Source organism: Skermanella rosea (assembly GCF_016806835.2).
GTDB lineage: Bacteria > Pseudomonadota > Alphaproteobacteria > Azospirillales > Azospirillaceae > Skermanella > Skermanella rosea.
Genome location: NZ_CP086111.1, coordinates 3246199 through 3263664, shown reverse-complemented (window position 1 = coordinate 3263664; position 17466 = coordinate 3246199). Strand labels below are relative to the sequence as shown.

General features: G+C 68.3%; 18 protein-coding genes and 1 pseudogene. 12 read left to right on the top strand and 7 right to left on the bottom strand.

Annotated features, from left to right (window positions below; genetic code table 11):
• Positions 1-73 precede the first annotated feature (73 nt).
• The 3 genes from JL101_RS15125 (at position 74) to JL101_RS15115 (ending at position 3008) form a co-directional block, all read left to right on the top strand.
• Positions 74-1009: a cobalamin B12-binding domain-containing protein gene (locus JL101_RS15125; protein ID WP_203100436.1), complete on the top strand. Its 936-nt coding sequence runs from the start codon at positions 74-76 to the stop codon at positions 1007-1009.
• Between the two features lie 247 nt (positions 1010-1256).
• Entirely contained in the window at positions 1257-2657 is a 1401-nt protein-coding gene (gene ppsR, locus JL101_RS15120; RefSeq protein WP_203100434.1) for a transcriptional regulator PpsR, read from the top strand.
• A 99-nt stretch (positions 2658-2756) separates the two neighbouring features.
• Positions 2757-3008: a toxin-antitoxin system HicB family antitoxin gene (locus JL101_RS15115; protein WP_203100432.1), complete on the top strand. Its 252-nt coding sequence runs from the start codon at positions 2757-2759 to the stop codon at positions 3006-3008.
• Between the two features lie 81 nt (positions 3009-3089).
• Here JL101_RS15115 and JL101_RS15110 read toward each other — a convergent pair whose 3' ends face one another.
• Positions 3090-4085: an aldo/keto reductase gene (locus JL101_RS15110; protein WP_203100429.1), complete on the bottom strand. Its 996-nt coding sequence runs from the start codon at positions 4083-4085 to the stop codon at positions 3090-3092.
• A 121-nt stretch (positions 4086-4206) separates the two neighbouring features.
• On the opposite strand from JL101_RS15110, the gene JL101_RS15105 reads away from it, so the two are divergent.
• The 5 genes from JL101_RS15105 to JL101_RS15085 all read left to right on the top strand — a co-directional run bounded on the left by JL101_RS15105 (position 4207) and on the right by JL101_RS15085 (position 8932).
• Positions 4207-5118 carry a LysR family transcriptional regulator gene (locus JL101_RS15105; RefSeq protein WP_203100427.1) on the top strand — a complete coding sequence of 304 codons (912 nt, stop codon included), beginning with the start codon at positions 4207-4209 and terminating at the stop codon, positions 5116-5118.
• A gap of 15 nt (positions 5119-5133) precedes the next feature.
• Positions 5134-6054, top strand: a complete 921-nt coding sequence (locus tag JL101_RS15100; protein WP_203100425.1) for a LysR family transcriptional regulator — start codon at positions 5134-5136, stop codon at positions 6052-6054.
• Between the two features lie 125 nt (positions 6055-6179).
• Entirely contained in the window at positions 6180-7361 is a 1182-nt protein-coding gene (locus JL101_RS15095; RefSeq protein WP_203100423.1) for an MFS transporter, read from the top strand.
• Positions 7362-7462: 101 nt separating this feature from the next.
• Complete coding sequence (locus JL101_RS15090; protein ID WP_203100421.1) at positions 7463-8242, top strand: SDR family oxidoreductase; 780 nt, start codon at positions 7463-7465, stop codon at positions 8240-8242.
• Positions 8243-8425: 183 nt separating this feature from the next.
• Entirely contained in the window at positions 8426-8932 is a 507-nt protein-coding gene (locus JL101_RS15085) for a CopD family protein (protein ID WP_203100419.1), read from the top strand.
• Here JL101_RS15085 and JL101_RS15080 read toward each other — a convergent pair.
• A complete protein-coding gene (locus JL101_RS15080; RefSeq protein ID WP_203100417.1) occupies positions 8910-9413 on the bottom strand; it encodes a DUF2231 domain-containing protein in 504 nt (167 codons plus the stop codon). The two genes, JL101_RS15085 and JL101_RS15080, sit on opposite strands and share 23 nt — an antisense overlap.
• A gap of 21 nt (positions 9414-9434) precedes the next feature.
• On the opposite strand from JL101_RS15080, the gene coxB reads away from it, so the two are divergent.
• The 4 genes from coxB to JL101_RS15060 are packed head-to-tail and all read left to right on the top strand — an operon-like array spanning position 9435 to position 14177.
• Positions 9435-10172, top strand: coding sequence for a cytochrome c oxidase subunit II (gene coxB / locus JL101_RS15075; protein ID WP_203100416.1), 738 nt, complete (start codon positions 9435-9437; stop codon positions 10170-10172).
• Positions 10165-12750, top strand: a complete 2586-nt coding sequence (ctaD, locus tag JL101_RS15070; protein WP_228434846.1) for a cytochrome c oxidase subunit I — start codon at positions 10165-10167, stop codon at positions 12748-12750. Before coxB ends, ctaD begins: the two co-directional genes overlap by 8 nt.
• Entirely contained in the window at positions 12747-13094 is a 348-nt protein-coding gene (locus JL101_RS15065; protein WP_203100415.1) for a hypothetical protein, read from the top strand. The genes ctaD and JL101_RS15065 overlap by 4 nt, the downstream gene beginning before the upstream one ends.
• Positions 13095-13121: 27 nt before the next feature.
• Positions 13122-14177 carry an AI-2E family transporter gene (locus JL101_RS15060; protein WP_203100414.1) on the top strand — a complete coding sequence of 352 codons (1056 nt, stop codon included), beginning with the start codon at positions 13122-13124 and terminating at the stop codon, positions 14175-14177.
• 27 nt (positions 14178-14204) lie between these two features.
• Here the strand turns inward: JL101_RS15060 and JL101_RS15055 are convergent, their stop codons facing one another.
• From JL101_RS15055 to JL101_RS15040, 5 genes and pseudogenes are all read right to left on the bottom strand, one after another.
• Complete coding sequence (locus tag JL101_RS15055; RefSeq protein ID WP_203100413.1) at positions 14205-14624, bottom strand: type II toxin-antitoxin system VapC family toxin; 420 nt, start codon at positions 14622-14624, stop codon at positions 14205-14207.
• 15 nt (positions 14625-14639) lie between these two features.
• A complete protein-coding gene (locus tag JL101_RS15050; protein WP_323374661.1) occupies positions 14640-14804 on the bottom strand; it encodes a hypothetical protein in 165 nt (54 codons plus the stop codon).
• Positions 14805-14822: 18 nt separating this feature from the next.
• Positions 14823-14885: pseudogene (locus JL101_RS36895) on the bottom strand (FitA-like ribbon-helix-helix domain-containing protein); the annotation flags it as partial.
• A gap of 114 nt (positions 14886-14999) precedes the next feature.
• Entirely contained in the window at positions 15000-16220 is a 1221-nt protein-coding gene (locus JL101_RS15045; RefSeq protein ID WP_203100410.1) for an acyl-CoA dehydrogenase, read from the bottom strand.
• Positions 16221-16225: 5 nt separating this feature from the next.
• Positions 16226-17425 carry a 3-oxoadipyl-CoA thiolase gene (locus JL101_RS15040; RefSeq protein WP_203100408.1) on the bottom strand — a complete coding sequence of 400 codons (1200 nt, stop codon included), beginning with the start codon at positions 17423-17425 and terminating at the stop codon, positions 16226-16228.
• Between the last annotated feature and the right edge of the window lie 41 nt (positions 17426-17466).

The following is a 17466-nucleotide window of genomic DNA, read 5'->3' as shown; positions in this document are numbered from 1 at the left end:
CCCATGATCTATATCGAGGATAATAACCTTACTGGAATTGTGGTTGAGGGGTATTAAGCATGAGCGTAGGCTCATGCCGATCCTCAGGGAGCAAAAAATGAATGACTCGCTCGAACGGGTCGTTTCAGGGAGGGCCTGGGAAGAGGTCGAAGGTGTTCCCGTAACGGAGAGCACGGAAATCGACACTCGGGTCGTCGCGGGGCACGGCCGGCCCGGCCAGTTGATGGCCGGTTTGATTGACACTGTCGAGGCGGAAATTGTTCCGCGCCTCATCCTGGCTCACCGGTCGCCTCCGGAACCGCTGGTGGTTCCGGCGCCGCTTTCGGCGGGCTTTGAGCCGGCGCCGTGCGTCGATGACGTGCTGGAGCTGTCGTCGCTGCTGCTGAAGGACCAGTTCCGGGTCGCGTCGAGCTTCGTGCAGTTGGTCCAGTCCCGCGGCGTTCCGCTGGAATCGCTTTATCTCGACCTGCTGGCCCCGGCGGCGCGCCATCTGGGCGATCTCTGGACCAACGACATTTGCCATTTCGGCGACGTGACCATCGGCCTCTGCCGTCTCCAGCAGGTGCTGCGCGACTTCAGCCCGGCCTTCCTGAACGAGGCTTCCACCCGCGACGACGGGCGCCGGGCGCTGCTGATGAGCGTGCCGGGCGGCCAGCACACCTTCGGCATTTCGATGGTCGCCGAGTTCTTCCGGCGGGCGCGGTGGGATGTCACCACCGGTGCGCCGGTCGCGCGCGACGAGCTGATCAGGACCGTGCGCAGCCAGTGGTTCTCCGTCGTCGGCCTGTCGGTGAGCTGCGAGGTCCAGGTCGAAGTCCTCGCCTCCACCATCCGGCTGATCCGCCGCGCGTCACGCAACCCCGCCGTCGGCATCATGGTCGGGGGGCCTGTTTTTGTCACGCATCCCGAACTGGTGACCCTGGTCGGTGCCGATGTCACCGCCCTGGACGCCCGCGAGGCGCCGCTGCAGGCCGAAAATCTCCTTGCGCTCGTCACAAAACAAAGCTGAAACTCTTTTTATGGTCAGACCGTTAAGGGAACGGGTCTGAGTCATTTTGTATGACGTGCGGGGCGCGATTGTGGTTTCGACTGTCAATATTTTTTTACGTCAACCTTACTTGACAATTTTCGTCGGGATGCCCTAAATGGTGAGATCCAAGGCGTCAGCCGAACTCGCCGGGCCGCTTGACACCCAAGCCGGCCTCAAGCCCGCAGGCGCTGACTTCAATCCTTCGGGCCCGAAGGTCTCGCCTCCCGTGAAGCACTTCAAAGCTCCAAAGGAGTCGTTCGAGAAGCTGGACGCCGAGGCCGTGGCGGCCCTCGTGGCGTCTGCCGGGGACATCGCGCTGGTCCTCGACTCCAAGGGTGTGATCCATGACCTGACCTACGGCAACGACGACCTGCCGCGCGACTGGGCGGACCAGTGGATCGGCCGTTCCTGGCTCGACACGGTGACCGTCGAAAGCCGGATCAAGGTCGAGGCCATGCTGCGCGACGCGCAAGCCGGCGTCACGCCGCGCTGGCGCCACGTCAACCATCCGCTGCCGCGCAGCGCCGACATCCCGATCCAGTATTCCGTCGTCCAGATCGGCGCCGAGGGCAGGATGGTGGCGATCGGCCGCGATCTCCGCCCGTCGGCCGCCCTCCAGCAGCGCCTGGTCGAGGCGCAGCAATCCATGGAGCGGGACTATGCCCGCCTGCGCCACGTCGAGATGCGCTATCGCCTGCTGTTCCAGATGACGCACGAGGCGATCGTCATCGTCGACGCCAATACCTACAAGATCGTCGAGGCGAACCCCGCCGCCGACGCCTTGCTGGGCCACGCGGTCGGCGGGGTGGCCGGCCGCACGCTGACCGAAGCCCTCGATCCCGCCGACGCGCCGGCGCTCCAGCTTCTGCTGGCCGGCGTGCGCGCGACCGGCCGGGCGGACGAGGGACAGGCCAGGACCGGCTTCGGCAGGGAGCTCCAGGTGACCTGCTCGCTGTTCCGCCAGGATGCCGCGTCGCTTTTCCTCGTGCGGCTGATCCCCTTGACGGCCGACCGGGCCGCCGCGACGGAGATCCAGCCGCACCATCTTCAGGTCGTCGAAAGCATGCCCGACGGCTTCGTCGTGACCGACGCCGAAGGCCGGATCATCGACGCCAACGCCGCCTTCCTCGACCTCGCCCAGTTGGCCGCGGAGGAGCAGGCGCGCGGGCAGTCGCTGGAGCGCTGGCTCGGGCGGCCCGGCGTCGATCTCGGCGTGCTGATGGCGAACCTGCGCCAGCACGGCTCCGTCCGCCTGTACGCCACCACCTTCCACGGCGAGTACGGCGCCGGAACCGAGATCGAGGTCTCGGCCGGCACGGTGCCCGGCTCCGGCCAGCCCTGCTTCGGCTTCGCCATCCGCGACGTCGGCCGGCGGCTGGCGACCGAGACCCGGAAGAAGGAACTGCCCCGCGCCGTCGAGCAACTGACCGAGCTGGTCGGCCGGGTGCCGCTCAAGGACCTTGTGCGCGAGACGACCGACGTGATCGAGCGGCTGTGCATCGAGGCCGCCCTGGAGCTGACCGGCGACAACCGCGCGTCGGCCGCCGAGATCCTCGGCCTCAGCCGCCAGAGTCTTTACGTCAAGCTGCGCCGGTACGGGCTGGGAGACCTGGAAGGCGGGGAGTGATCGCCGGAACCCAACTTCGATATTGCCCACTTGGCTGCGGGTGTGGCCGAGTCGGGATCGCCGACGAGCGTCCGGTGAACGTACTCAGGGGATCGGTCCATGAGCAGCTTCACACTGTGCATTCCCGAAGACCTGAAGAAGGAGGCCGAGGCCCAGGCGGAAGTCGCCGGCGTCAGCCTCAACCAGTATATCGCGACGGCGCTGGCGTTGCGGGTCGGGGCTCAAGCCGAGGCAGCGCGTTACTTCGCTGCCCGCGGTTCCCGTGCCGAACGCGGCGGGGCCAAGGAGATCCTGGCTCGCTCCGGTGTCGGAAACCAGCCCCGCGACGACAACCGATTCGATCCTGCTTGATCGAGCCCGGCTTGCCCCTCCTGCCGCAGCCCTTCTCTCGGGAAGAGGGGCCGGGGGAAAGGATGTGGGCGTCGCAAGCGATCAGGCCTTCTCGCTGTCCATGTGGGCGAGCTGCTCGCTCGGATAGCGGTCGCCCGCCGCGGCGCCGGGCGGCAGGGCTTCCGCCAGGGACTTCAGGTCCTCCGCCGACAGCGTCAGCCCCGTGGCACCCAGCGCCTCATCCAGCCTGTCGCGCCGCCGGGCGCCGACCAGCGGGACGATATCCTTGCCCTGGGCCGCGACCCAGGCGATCGCGACCTGCGCCACCGAGGCGCCGATCCGTTCCGAGATCCCGCGCAGCCGCTCCACCAGTTCAAGGTTGGCTTCAAGGTTTTCACTTTGGAAGCGAGGGCTGATGGCCCGGAAATCCCTGCCGACGGCGCGGTCCTTCGACCAGTGGCCGCTGATCAGGCCGCGCGACAGCACGCCGTAGGCGGTGATCCCGATGCCCAGTTCCCGGCAGGCCGGCAGGATCTTCTCCTCGATCCCGCGGGAGATCAGCGAATACTCGATCTGGAGATCGCTGATCGGGTGGACCGCGGCGGCGCGCCGGATCGTGTCGGGCCCCACCTCCGACAGCCCGACATGGCGGACATATCCGGCCTTCACCAGGTCGGCGATGGCCCCGACCGTGTCCTCGATCGGAACGTCCGGGTCGAGGCGGGCCGGGCGGTAGATGTCGATATGGTCGGTCCCCAGCCGGCGCAGCGAGTAGGTCACGAAGTTCTTCACCGCGATCGGCCGCGAGTCGTAGCCGAACCACTCCCCCTGCGGCCCGCGCAGCGCGCCGAACTTGACGCTGATCAGGACCCTGTCGCGGTCACGCCCCTTCAGCGCCTCGGCGATCAGCAGTTCGTTGTGCCCCATGCCGTAGAAGTCGCCGGTGTCCAGCAGCGTGATCCCGGCGTCCAGCGCCGCGTGGATCGTCGCGATGCTCTCCGCCCGGTCGGCCGGACCGTAGAAATCGGACATGCCCATGCAGCCGAGTCCGATCATCGCGGTGTCGGGACCGGTGGTCCCCAGGGTGCGGTGTTCCATGACTGTCTCCTTTTACGATTCGGCGGCGTTCGCCGTGCATCACCGTGGCCCGTAGGGTGACTCGATACCATCCATCCGATAAGCTGGATAATCCCGCATGGCTTGTTCGATGGGATGAACAATGGACGAGTCGGATCTCCGCGATCTCCACGCCCTGGCCGCCGTGGCGCGCCACCGGAACTTCCGCCGCGCCGCCCTGGAGCAGCGGATCTCCGTTTCCAGCCTCAGCCAGCGCCTGCGCGACCTGGAGGAACGGCTCGGCGTCCGTCTTCTCAACCGCACGACCCGCAGCGTCGCTCCCACCGAGGCGGGCGAGAACCTGCTGCGCCGGATCGGTCCGGCCCTGACGGAGATCGCCGACGCCGTGGCCGAGGCGCGTGGCCGGCAGGGGCGCCCCACGGGCCGGCTGCGGATCAACGCGTCCGCCCCCGCCGCCCAGCTTGTCCTCGCCCCCATGGTGGCGCCGTTCCTGAAGCGCCATCCCGGCATCGACCTGGAGATCGTCACCGACACCGCGCTGATCGACATCGTGGCCGAGGGCTTCGACGCCGGCGTCCGGTTCGAGGAGAATCTGGCGCTCGACATGGTCGCGGTATCGCTCGGGCCGCCGCAGCGCTACGCCGTCGTCGCTGCGCCCGAACTGCTCGCCGCCCACGGCGTTCCGGAGAAGCCCGAGGATCTGCTCGGCGCGCCTGCGATCTCGACCCGATTTCCCAGCGGCATGATGCTGCCCTGGGAGTTCGAGAAGGACGGGCGCGCCGTCAGGATCGTGCCGGACTGCCGCTTCACCTCCTCCCATGTGGGGATCCAGCTCCAGGCGGCGCTGGACGGGCTCGGCTTCATGCTGACCTTCGAGGGCTATGTGGAGGAGGCGGTGGGACAGGGGCGGCTGGTCCGGGTGCTGGACGACTGGTGTCCCGACTTCCCCGGGCCTTTTCTCTACTATCCCAGCCGCCGCCGGCCTCCCTCCGCGCTCGAAGCCTTCCTGGGCTTCGTCCGGGAATGGCGGCGTAGGGGAATGGACCCGAACTGACGGAAGGAGCCGGCCTTGGACAACCGGGCGGGAGAGATGCAGGTGTTCGTGCGCGTGGTCGAGGCGGGCAGCTTCTCCGAGGCGGCGCGCCAGCTCATGATGACGCCGTCCACCGTCAGCAAGCTGATCGTCCGCATCGAGGAGCGGCTGGGCGTCCGCCTGATGGAGCGATCGACCCGCCGCCTGTCCCTGACCGACGAGGGCCGGCTCTACTACGAGCGGAGCGGCGCGCTGCTGGCCGAGCTGGACGACGTCGAGCGCGAACTGGCCCAAGGCGCCGGGAGCGCGCGCGGCACCCTGCGGGTCAACGCCTCGGTCGCGTTCGGGACCCACGGCATCGTGCCGCTGCTCCCCGACTTCTGGGCGGCGCACCCCAACGTCACCGTCGATCTCTCGCTGTCCGACGAGATCGTGGACCTCTATCTCGACCGCACCGACATCGCGTTCCGGGTCGGCGAACTCGCCAGCTCGACCCTCGTCGCCCGCAAGATCGGCTCTGCCCGGCGCAAGATCGTGGGATCGCCAAGCTACCTGGACCGCCACGGCACGCCGGAGACCTTCGAGGACCTGGCGCACCATAACTGCCTAAGCTTCAACTTCCGCCGTGCGGCGCCGGTCTGGCCCATGCGGGAGGGCGGCCGGGTCGTGGACCGCGTCGTCCATGGCAGCCTGATCGCCAACAACGGCGAGACGGTACGCGAGATGGCGGTCCGCGGCGTCGGCCTCGCCCGGCTCGCCGACTTCCATGTCGATCCCGACATAGCCGCCGGCCGGCTGGTCGAAGTGCTGGCCGGCAGCCAGGGCAGCGGCCTGCCGGGCGATGCCGAGGACGTCCACGCGCTCTATCTCGGCGGCCAGCGGGTGCCCCGGCGGGTCCGCGCCTTCCTGGACTTCATGGTGCCCAGGCTCCAGGCCTTCATGAAGCGCGATCCATGAAACGAATTCACAAGTCCTGAGCGTAATGCCCGGATTATCGCACCCGTCCCGTTGCCTCATATTCCGGGCCGAAACCTGATCAACCCAGCGCCCGCCCCGCCACCCGGGGAGGGAAGGGACATCCAATGCCATTAGCCTTGTTAGCCCTGACGATCGCGGCCTACGCGATCGGCACCACCGAATTCGTGATCGTCGGCCTGCTGCCGACCGTCGCCATCGACCTGGGGATCACCCTGCCGCTCGCCGGCCTGATCGTCAGCGCCTATGCCCTCGGCGTCACCTTCGGCGCCCCGGTCCTGACCGCCCTCACAGGCCGCATCGACCGCAAGCCCCTGTTGCTCGGCCTCATGGGCCTGTTCGTCGTGGGCAACGCCGCCGCGGCGCTCAGCCCCGGCTATGAACTGCTGCTGGCGGCGCGCGTGCTGTCCGCCTTCGCCCACGGCGTCTTCTTCTCCGTCGGCTCGACCATCGCCGCCGACCTGGTGCCGGAGAACCGGCGCGCCTCGGCCATCGCCATGATGTTCGCCGGCCTGACCGTCGCGATCGTGACCGGCGTGCCGCTCGGCACCTTCATCGGCCAGACCTTCGGCTGGCGCGCCACCTTCTGGGGCGTCGCGGGATTGGGCGCCGTCGCCTTGGCCGGCATCGCGGCCCTGCTGCCGTCCAACCTGAGCAAGGCTCCCCCGGCCTCCGTCATGGACCAGGTGCGGGTCCTCGGCAGCACCCGGCTGCTGATCGTCTTCGCCATGACGGCGCTGGGCTACGGCGGCACCTTCGTGACCTTCACCTTCCTGGCCCAGGTGCTACAGCAGGTCTCCGGCTTCGACGCCTCCAGCGTCAGCCTGATCCTGATCCTCTACGGCCTCGCGATCGCGGCCGGCAACATCGCCGGCGGCCGGATCGCCGACCGCGACCCTGTCAGGGCGCTGACGGTCCTGTTCGCCCTCCAGACGGCCGTGCTGGTGCTGTTCAGCTTCACCATGATCTCGCCGGCCTGGGCCCTGATCACGCTTGCGGCCCTCGGTTTCCTCCAGTTCGCCAACGTGCCCGGCCTCCAGCTCTATGTGGTCCAACTCGCCCGCCTGCACCGGCCCGGCGCGGTGGACGTGGCCTCGGCGCTGAACATCGCGGCCTTCAACCTGGGCATCGCGGCCGGGGCCTGGATCGGCGGGCTCGTCGTCGATTCTCCCCTCGGCCTTCCGGCGACCCCCTGGGTCGGAGCCGTCCTGGTCGCCGGCGCCCTGGGCCTGACCGTCTGGAGCGGCGCGCTCGACCGGCGGCCCCGGCAGGCTCTCCAGACTGCCTGATCCCTGCGATACCGAACCATGGCTTGAAAATCCTCTCCGCGTCCAACACCCTCGTCGCCTCGGGCCGGAGCCCGAGCATTCAAAAAAGGAGGAGACTTGCCATGGATCTCGGACTCAGCGGACGGAACGCCATCGTGTGCGCGTCCAGCCAGGGCCTCGGCCGCGCCTGCGCCCTGGAACTGGCGCGCGCCGGATGCACCGTCGTGGTGAACGGCCGCGACCAGGCGGTCCTGGACAGGACCGCCGAGGAGATCCGGAAGGAAACCGGCGCCACGGTCATCGCCGTCGCCGCCGACGTCAGCACCCGGGAGGGGCAGGACGCCCTGCTCGCCGCGGTGCCGGCCGTTGACATCCTGGTCAACAACAACGGCGGCCCGCCGCGCCGCGACTTCCGCGAGATCGACCGCGACGCCATGGTCACCGGGGTCGTCGGCAACATGGTGACCCCGATCGAACTGGTCCAGCGGGTGATCGACGGCATGGTCGAGCGGAAGTTCGGCCGGATCGTCAACATCACCTCGGCGTCCGTCAAGATGCCGCTGACCGGGCTGGACCTGTCGAGCGGCGCCCGCGCCGGCCTGACCGGTTTCCTGGCCGGCGTCGCCCGGTCGGTCGCCCACGCCAACGTGACGATCAATTTCGTGCTGCCGGGCTCGTTCGACACCCGCCGGCTCCGCACCGGTCTTGAAGGCGGGGCGAAGGCCCAGGGCGTCGCCGTGGAGGAGTTCGCCGACCAGCGCCGCGCCGAGATCCCGGCCCGCCGGTTCGGCGATCCGTCGGAATTCGGCAAGGCCTGCGCCTTCCTGTGCTCCGCCCATGCCGGCTACATCACCGGCCAGAGCCTGCTGATCGACGGAGGCGCCTACCACGGCATCCTCTGACCTGTGAATTCAGGGCATGGGGCGGCGGGGCGCGGCCCCTCCCCAGGAGCAGCGCCCTGCCGGCCCGTCACTTTCTTTATTTTTCCGGGATGAGAACGGGAGGCGGTTCGTACGCATTGGAACAGTGCGTATTCGAAGCAAAACGGGGCCTCCCATGAGTACCGATCCCGTCCAGCCGGCTCCATGACGGTCGTCTGGCTCAAGACCGCCCATATCGCGTCCCTGGTCGTCTGGTGCGGCTGCCTGCTCGTCATCCCGGGCCTGTTCGCCCAACGCCAGGGGATTTCCCATGATCCGACGCGGTTCGACCTGCAGCGGCTGACCCGCTTCCTGTTCGTCACCATCGCCTCCCCCGCGGCCTTCGTGGCGATCGGGACGGGAACCGCGCTGATCTTCGTCCGCGAGGTGTTCACCGCCTGGTTCGCGCTGAAGCTGCTGGTGGTCGGCGGTCTGGCGGCGATGCATGTCCGCCACGGCTTCGTGGTCCTTCAGGTCTTCCAGCCGTCCGGCACCTACCGGCCGTGGCGCAAGGTCGCCGCGACCGGCCTGACGCTCGGGCTGATCGGGGCGATCCTGTGGCTGGTCCTCGAAAAGCCGGCGGTCGACTTGGCTCTCCTGCCGGACTGGCTCCACCAGCCCGGCGGGTTGCGCACCATGGTCGAAGACCTCATCCGTCACTGGATATCATGAGGCCGATGCCATGATCGAACACCAGCTTGCCGCCGTGCCAGCCGGCGATTCCGACGAAGATGGCGCTCAGGCCGGACAGCGCCAAGCCGAGCGGCAGGATCACTGTCTCGTCGGCGTACAGGCGGAGTCCCCAGTTCATCCCCAGGATGGACAGCAGCATCATCGCCGCCACGGCGTGGGTCCAGCTTGCCGCTCGGTTGCGGATGCCCGGCACGAACAGCAGTTCCGCCGTGCCGGCGATCCCCGCCGCGACGCCCAGCCAGAACGCGGCGCCGCAGGCCCACAGGCTGGTCCTCGCCCAGAAGGCGTCGCCGCTCCACCAGTAGAAGACGTCGCTGCCCAGCGTCGCCATGGTCAGGGCGATCGGGAAGGCCACCATCATGGCATGGATCGGGTGCCCCGCCACGGCCACCAGGGACTCCGTGCCCTTTTCCGCGACCTGGCTGAGCACCGGATTGTTCTCTTCGACCGGGTTCGCCATGCTTCGAGTTCCATTTCCATCGTGAAGACACCTTTCCCGACAGGTAACCCGGCACCCCGGCCGTTCAAGGGACTGGCCGCCGCCGCATTGCTGGGCGGCTGCGGCGGTCCGTTCTCGACCCTCGACCCCGCCGGACCGGCGGCACAGAGCATCGCGACGCTCTGGTGGGTGATGCTGGCCGGCTCCGTCGTGCTGTTCGCCCTGGTGATGGCGCTGTTCGGCTTCGCCTTCCTGCGCCGGCATCCGTCCGGGAATTCCGACCGGCCGGTGGGGCAGGCCTTCGTGCTGTGGGGTGGGCTGGTAATGCCCGTCGCCGTGCTGTCGGCGCTGCTCGGCTATGCGCTGTTCACCGGCGAGCGACTGGTTCCGCGCCAGGGCGACGGCGCGCTCCGCATCGACGCCCATGCGCGCCAGTGGCAATGGGAATTCGCCTATCCCGACGCGCCGGGGGCCGCCAGTACGATCGACGTCCTGCACATCCCGGCCGGCCGCCCGGTCGATATCCACGTCACCAGCGGCGACGTGATCCACAGCTTCTGGGCGCCCCGGCTCGGCGGCAAGATCGACGCCATTCCCGGCCACACGAACGTCATCCGCCTGTTCGCCGACCGGCCCGGCATCTACCATGGCAAGTGCTCCGAATTCTGCGGCACCGGCCACGCCATGATGGGTTTCACCGTGGAGGCGCACGACGCCGCCGGCTATCCCGCGCGCCTCACAGCCCCGCAAGACCAGCCCCGCAGGACCGCCAGTGACTGATATCCGAGAAACCCGGGGCTTTCCGGCGAACCCGGACCATGCCCCCGACGGACCCGCCGCCGGTGCCCCGTCCTCCGACCTCGCGATGCGCCTGCATCGGGACCTCGACCGGATCTGGAGCACGCCACCCGGCATCGGCCGCCTGTCGGCGGTCAACCACACCATCGTCGGGCGGCGCTTCATCGTCGCGGCCTTCGTCTTCTTCACCATCGGCGGGCTGCTGGCGATGCTGATCCGGGCGCAGCTGGCGACGCCGCACGGCGCCTTCGTCGGGCCGGAGCTGTACAACCAGATCTTCACCATGCACGGCTCGGTGATGATGTTCCTGTTCGCGATCCCGATGTTCGAGGGGGTCGCGATCTACATGCTGCCCAAGCTGCTGGGCGCGCGCGACCTGGCCTTCCCACGGCTGACCGCTTACGGCTTCTGGTGCTACGTGTTCGGCGGCTCGATCCTGGTCGTGGCCATGCTGCTGGGCGTCGCCCCGGATGGCGGCTGGTTCATGTACACGCCGCTGTCCTCGAATACCTATTCCCCCGGGATCAACGCCGACGTCTGGCTGCTCGGCATCACCTTCGTCGAGATCTCGGCGATCTGCGCCGCGGTCGAGATCACGGTCACGATCCTGAAGATGCGGGCACCCGGCATGACCATCGACCGGATGCCGCTGTTCGCCTGGTACATCCTGGTCACCGCCGGCATGATGCTGGCCGGGTTCCCGCCGCTGATCCTGGGCTCGATCCTGCTGGAGGTCGAGCGCGCCTTCGACCTGCCGTTCTTCGACCCGGCCCGGGGCGGCGACCCGCTGCTGTGGCAGCACCTGTTCTGGCTGTTCGGCCATCCCGAGGTCTACATCATCTTCCTGCCCGGCGCCGGCATGGTCTCGACCATCCTTCCCGTCATGGCCCGGCGGGAGATCGTCGGCTACACCTGGATCGTGGTCTCGGTCGTCGCGGTGGGCTTCCTCAGCTTCGGCCTGTGGGTCCACCACATGTTCACGACCGGCATCCCGCACCTGGCGCTGGGGTTCTTCTCCGCCGCCAGCACGCTGGTCGCGATCCCGACCGGCGTGCAGATCTTCTCCTGGCTGGCGACGCTGATCGACGGGCGGCCGCAGTGGAAGCTGCCGATGCTGTACCTGTTCGGCTTCTTCGTCGTGTTCGTCGCCGGCGGGCTGACCGGCGTGATGGTCGCGGTGGTGCCGTTCGACTGGCAGGTCCACGACACCCATTTCGTCGTGGCGCACATGCATTACGTGCTGGTCGGCGGCTTCGTTTTCCCGCTGCTGGCCGCGGCCTATTACTGGCTGCCGCACGTCTCCGGCAAGGTCGCGCGATACCCCCTGGGCCACGCCGCCTTCTGGCTGATCTTCATCGGCTTCAACCTGACCTTCTTCATCATGCACCTGACCGGCCTGCTGGGGATGCCGCGCCGGGTCTTCAGCTACGAGCCGGGATGGGGCTGGGACCTGCCCAACCTGGTCTCCTCCTTCGGGGGCTTCCTGATGACGATCGGCTTCGCCCTGTTCGTCGTGGACGTGACGCTGCATGTCCGCTTCGGCCGGACCGCGCCGCGCAATCCGTGGGGCGCCAGCACCCTGGAATGGGCGACGGCGACGCCGCCGGCACCCTACAACTTCGCCTCGCTGCCGACGGTCTCGGGCCGCCATCCCCTGCGGGATGCGCCGGAGCTGCCGAGCGATCTGGCTGGGGGCAGGGGATACCTGGGCTTCGCCCGCGAGGGGCGGCAGGAAACGCTGGGCATCCACATGACGGCGGCGACGCCCGACCAGGTCATCGTCCTGCCGGGACCGACATACCTGCCGCTGTTCACGGCCCTGGCGACTGGCATCGTCTTCCTGGGCCTGCTGTTCAAGGTCTACTGGCTGGTGCCGGTCGGTGCGGTCCTGATGCTGGCGATGTTCATGCTCTGGACGCGGAGCACCGGCCAGCGCCGCGACGGCGGACCGCTGCCGATCGGCCGCGGAGCCTCCGCGCCGGTCCATTCCGAAGCCGCCGGGGCGCCGTCCTGGTGGGCCATGGTCTTCACGCTGGTCGCCGACGGGGTGCTGTTCTCCTCCCTGGCGTTCGGAGCGCTGTTCCTGTGGGTGTCGGCTCCGGCTTGGCCGCCGCCGCAGGTCCTGGATTCCGGCTGGTGGGTTCCCGCCTTGACGGTGGCCGGGCTGGCGGTGGCCGCCGTCGCGGGCCTGCGCGCCGTCGCGGTGAACGGAAGCTCCGGTGCCTCCCGGTCGGCCGGCCGCGACTTCTGGCTCCTGCTCGCCGCCGCGGGCCACGCGTTCGCCCTGGCCTGGCTGGTCGTGCTCGCCCTCGGGACGCCCGACCCGACGCGGCACGCCTATGGTGCCGCCACCGTGGCCCTGCTGGCCTATGCCGGCTTCCACGCCGCCCTGGGATGCGTGTTCGCCCTGTTCGGCCTCTGGCGGTCGCGCACCGGCCATGTCTCGGCCGCCCGGAGCCTGGACCTCCGCATCGGCAGCCTGTGGCACGGCTATACCGCGGTGACGGGAGCGGCCGGGCTGCTCCTGGTCGCCGTGCTGGCTTGGCTGGTGACGCCATGAACGGGACCGCGAAACCCGGCAAGCTGCTGCTCCTGGTCGCAGGATTCCTCCTGTGGAGCTCGGCCTTCGTGGTGCTCTACGGGCTCCAGGGGCTCGGCTGCCGCCTCGGCTGGGACGCCGTGGGCCTGGGCCCGGTCTCCCTGAACCGCGGCGCCCTGCTGGCGGCCTGGGCCGTTCACCTGGGCCTGATCGGCTTCCTCGCCGCGGTCCTGGCGCGCCGACGTTCCCATGGCCGCGGGACCGCGTTCCTCGACCGGGCGGGACTGGCCTTGACCTTCTGCGCGTTGGTGGCGACCATCTGGACCGGGATACCGATCCTCACCACGGGATCGACCTGTAGCTGAAGGCCAGGGTTTGGCTGTTGGACCGACATGAACATCGTCACCGCCTGGTTCCGCCGGAACTTCGCCAACCCGCAAGTGGTGCTTCTCGCCGGCCTGCTGATCGCGGGCTTCGGAACGCTGGCGCTGGCGGCGGACGTCCTGGCGCCGCTGATCGCCAGCATCGTGATAGCCTATCTGCTGGACGGCCTGATCACCATGATGGAGCGCCACCGGATCCCGCGGGGCGTGGCGATGGTCCTGGTCTTCAGCCTCTTCCTCGCCGTGCTGCTCGGAATATTCCTGGTCCTGCTGCCCTTGCTGCTCAGCCAGATCGCCCAGCTGATCCAGCAGCTTCCGGCGATCCTCGCGCGGACCCAGGATCTGATCCTGGGCCTGCCCGAGCGCTATCCCGAGATCTTCGAGGACCAGCAGATCCTCGATTTCCTGGCGAGCCTGCGCAACGACCTGATCCTGATCGGGCAGCAGATCCTCGGCGCCTCGGTCGCCTGGCTGCCGGCCCTGGTCAATTTGGTTGTCTATCTCGTCCTGATGCCGATGCTGGTGTTCTTCTTCCTCAAGGACAAGGAGCGCATCCTGGCCTGGGTGCTCAGCTTCCTGCCGCCCGAGCGGCCGCTGGCGGAACAGGTCTGGCGGGAAGTGGACGCCGAAATCGGCGGCTATGTCCGCGGCAAGATCTACGAGTTCCTGATCGTCGCGGTGGTCACCTATATCGCCTTCCTCGTGCTTGACCTCCAGTTCAGCGCCCTGCTGGCGATCACGACCGGCCTGTCCACCCTCATCCCCTATATCGGCGTCGTGCTGGCGGCGGTGCCGATCGCCGTCATCGCCTATGCCCAGTGGGGGACCGGGCCGGAATTTCTGTGGGTGATGGGCGCTTATGCCGTGATCCAGCTGATCGACGGCAACATCCTCGCCCCGCTGCTGCTGTCCGAAGTCGTCAACCTGCACCCCACCGCCGTCATCGTGGCCCTGCTGGTGTTCGGCAGCATCTGGGGCTTCTGGGGCATCTTCTTCGCGATCCCGCTGGCGTCCCTGGTCCACGCCGTCCTGAACGCCTGGCCGAGGGCGCAGCCGCCGGCGTGAAAAGGGGTCGGCGCGAACGCATTGACCTCATGCTTCCCAAGGATTCATGAGGGCGATCCCACAATCCTGGAAGTCGGCTGTATTTCGCGTCGCCAGCACGGCGCCTTGCGCTCGGCAAATCGCGGCGATCTGTGCATCGAAAGTACTGGTCGGCTTGCCTTTCCGGTGCCTTCCGGCCGCGATGGATGCGAACATGACTGCCGCCGTACCGTCGAATGTCAGAACCCGCCCGAAGAAATCCTCCTCGAACATCATTTCGGCTGCCGCCATAAGGTCATTTCGGCGGCGTCCCTCCGGGAGCAGGGCAAGGCCGAACAGGATTTCTGCTTGCGTGACCGTCGTCGTGTAAAGGCTGGCTCCATTCCGCCCGGCCACCCAGCGGACCACAGCCTCGGAAGGCGCAGGTCTCATCAGTTTCGACAGCACGTTGGTGTCCAGCACGACCATCGTTCGAAACCGGAATCATTCGAACGAGGGTGGATCGCGAAGAGGATCCCCGTCCGGTTCAGGCAATTCGATGCCGCCGAAAGGGGCGAACCGCCGTCGGATGGTGTCGCCGAGATGCACCGGCATCGGACGCTCCTCCGTCAGGACAGAATGCAGGATGTGACTGGCTTCCTCCTCCATGGAGCGTCCATGCTGAGCCGCGCGGACCCGCAGCCGTGCCTTGAGGGAATCATCCAGGTTCCGGATCGTTATACTGGCCACGACGACCTCGCATCAGTGTCGGCGGGGGTAGAATAGCGATGATCGGGTCCGTATCAATGGACGCATGATCGGGGATCGCTCGCCGGCAAGGCGACCGATCCCCGCGGCCTTGCCTCAGCCGAAGGCCTGGATGCCGGTCTGGGCGCGGCCCAGGATGAGGGCGTGGATGTCGTGGGTGCCCTCGTAGGTGTTGACTGCCTCCAGATTCATGACGTGGCGGATCACGTGGTACTCGTCCGAGATGCCGTTGCCGCCCAGCATGTCGCGGGCGACCCGGGCGACGTCCAGCGCCTTGCCGCAGTTGTTGCGCTTCATCAGGCTGATCGCCTCCGGCGGGGCGCGGTGCGCGTCCTTCAGCCGGCCCAGCCGCAGCGCGGCGTGCAGCCCCAGCGTGATCTCCGTCTGCATGTCCGCCAGCTTCTTCTGGATCAGCTGGTTGGCCGCCAGCGGCCGGCCGAACATCCTGCGCTCCAGCACGTAGTCGCGCGCCTGATGCCAGCAGAACTCCGCCGCTCCCATGGCGCCCCAGGCGATGCCGTAGCGCGCGTTGTTCAGGCAGCCGAACGGCCCCTTCAGCCCCTTGACGTTGGGCAGCAGGTTGTCGTCGGGAACGAACACCTCGTCCATCGCGATGCCGCCGGTGATCGAGGCGCGCAGGCTGAACTTGCCCTCGATCTTGGGGGCGCTCAGCCCCTTCATGCCCTTCTCCAGCACGAAGCCGCGGATGTCGCCGGCATCGTCCTTGGCCCACACCACGAACACGTCGGCGATCGGCGAATTGGTGATCCACTGCTTGGAGCCGCTGACCGAGTAGCCGCCGTCCACCTTGCGCGCCCGGGTCTTCATGGAGCCGGGATCGGAGCCGGCGTCCGGCTCGGTCAGGCCGAAACAGCCCACCCACTCGCCGCTGGCCAGCTTCGGCAGGTATTTCTGTCGCTGCTCCTCGGTGCCGTAGGCGTGGATCGGGTGCATGACCAGCGAGGACTGGACCGACATGGCGGAGCGGTAGCCCGAGTCCACCCGCTCGACCTCGCGGGCGATCAGGCCGTAGCTGACATAGCCGACGCCGGCGCAGCCATAGCCCTCGATGGTCGGCCCGAGCAGGCCGAGTGCGCCCATCTCGGTCATGATCTCGCGGTGGAAGTGCTCGTGCCGGTTCGCCTCCAGCACGCGCGTCATCAGCTTGTCCTGGCAATAGCTCCGCGCGCTGTCGCGGACCATGCGCTCTTCCTCGGAAAGCTCCTCCTCCAGCAGCAGCGGGTCTTCCCACTGGAAGGCCGCGGGGCCGGAAGCCTTGGACTTCGTTTCGGCGATGGTGATGGTATCTCCGGTCATATCGGTTACACCCGTTCTAGGACGGCGGCGATTCCCTGGCCGACGCCGATGCACATGGACACGACGGCATAACGGCCGCCGCTGCGATGGAGTTGCCGGGTCGCCGTCAAAGCGAGCCGCGCGCCGGACGCGCCGAGCGGATGCCCGACCGCGATGGCGCCGCCATTGACATTGAGCCGGCTGTCGTCGGCCGACAGTCCCAGCCCATGCAGGCAGCCCAGCACCTGGGTCGCGAAAGCCTCGTTGATCTCGATCACGTCGACCTCGCCCAGGCTCAGCCCGGCGCGGTCCAGGGCCTTCCTGATGGCCGGCACCGGCCCAAGGCCCATGACGCGCGGCTCGACCCCGGCGACGGCGCCCGACACGATCCGGGACAGCGGCTTGGCCCCGGCGCGCTCGCCGGCCTCGCGGCTTCCGATCAGCAGGGCCGCGGCCCCGTCGTTGATGCCCGACGCGTTGCCGGCCGTCACCACGCCGTCGCGGAACAGCGGCTTCAGCTTGGCGAGCCGTTCCATCGTGGTCTCGGGCCGGGGATGCTCGTCGGCCGCGACCGTCTCGACCGCGCCCCGCCTGCCCGGAACCCCGACCGGCACCAGTTCGCCATCGTAATAGCCGTCGGCCAGCGCCGCCGCGTATTTCCGCTGGGACTCCAGGGCGAAGCGGTCGCTCGCCTCGCGGGTGATGCCCAGATCGTGGCCGATATTGTCGGCCGTCTCCGGCATGGAATGGTTGCCGTGCTCCTCGACGATGCGGGCATTGGTGAAGCGGGCGCCCATGGTGGTGTCGAACGCCTTGATCTCGCGGGAATAGGCCAATTCCGACTTGCCGATCACGAAGGGCGCCCGGCTCATGCTCTCGACGCCGCCGGCCACGATCAGGTCGCCCTGGCCGACCGTCACCGCGCGCGACGCGTCCAGGACGGCCGACAGGCCGCTGCCGCACAGGCGGTTGACCGTCAGTCCCGGCACCTGGAACGGCAGCCCCGCCAGCAGCCCGGCGTGCCGCGCCACGTTGCGGCTGTCCTCGCCCGCCTGGTTGGTGCAGCCGGCGATGACGTCCTCGATGTCCTGCGGCTTGAACGGCCCGCGCTCGACCACGGCCTTGATGACGCCGGCCAGCAGGTCGTCGGGACGCACGCCCGCGAGCGATCCCGCATGGCGGCCGAACGGCGTCCGCAGGCCGTCGTAGATGTAGGCTTCGAGCATCGGCTCACTCCCCCTCAGCAGTTTTCGCTCCGCCGCGCACC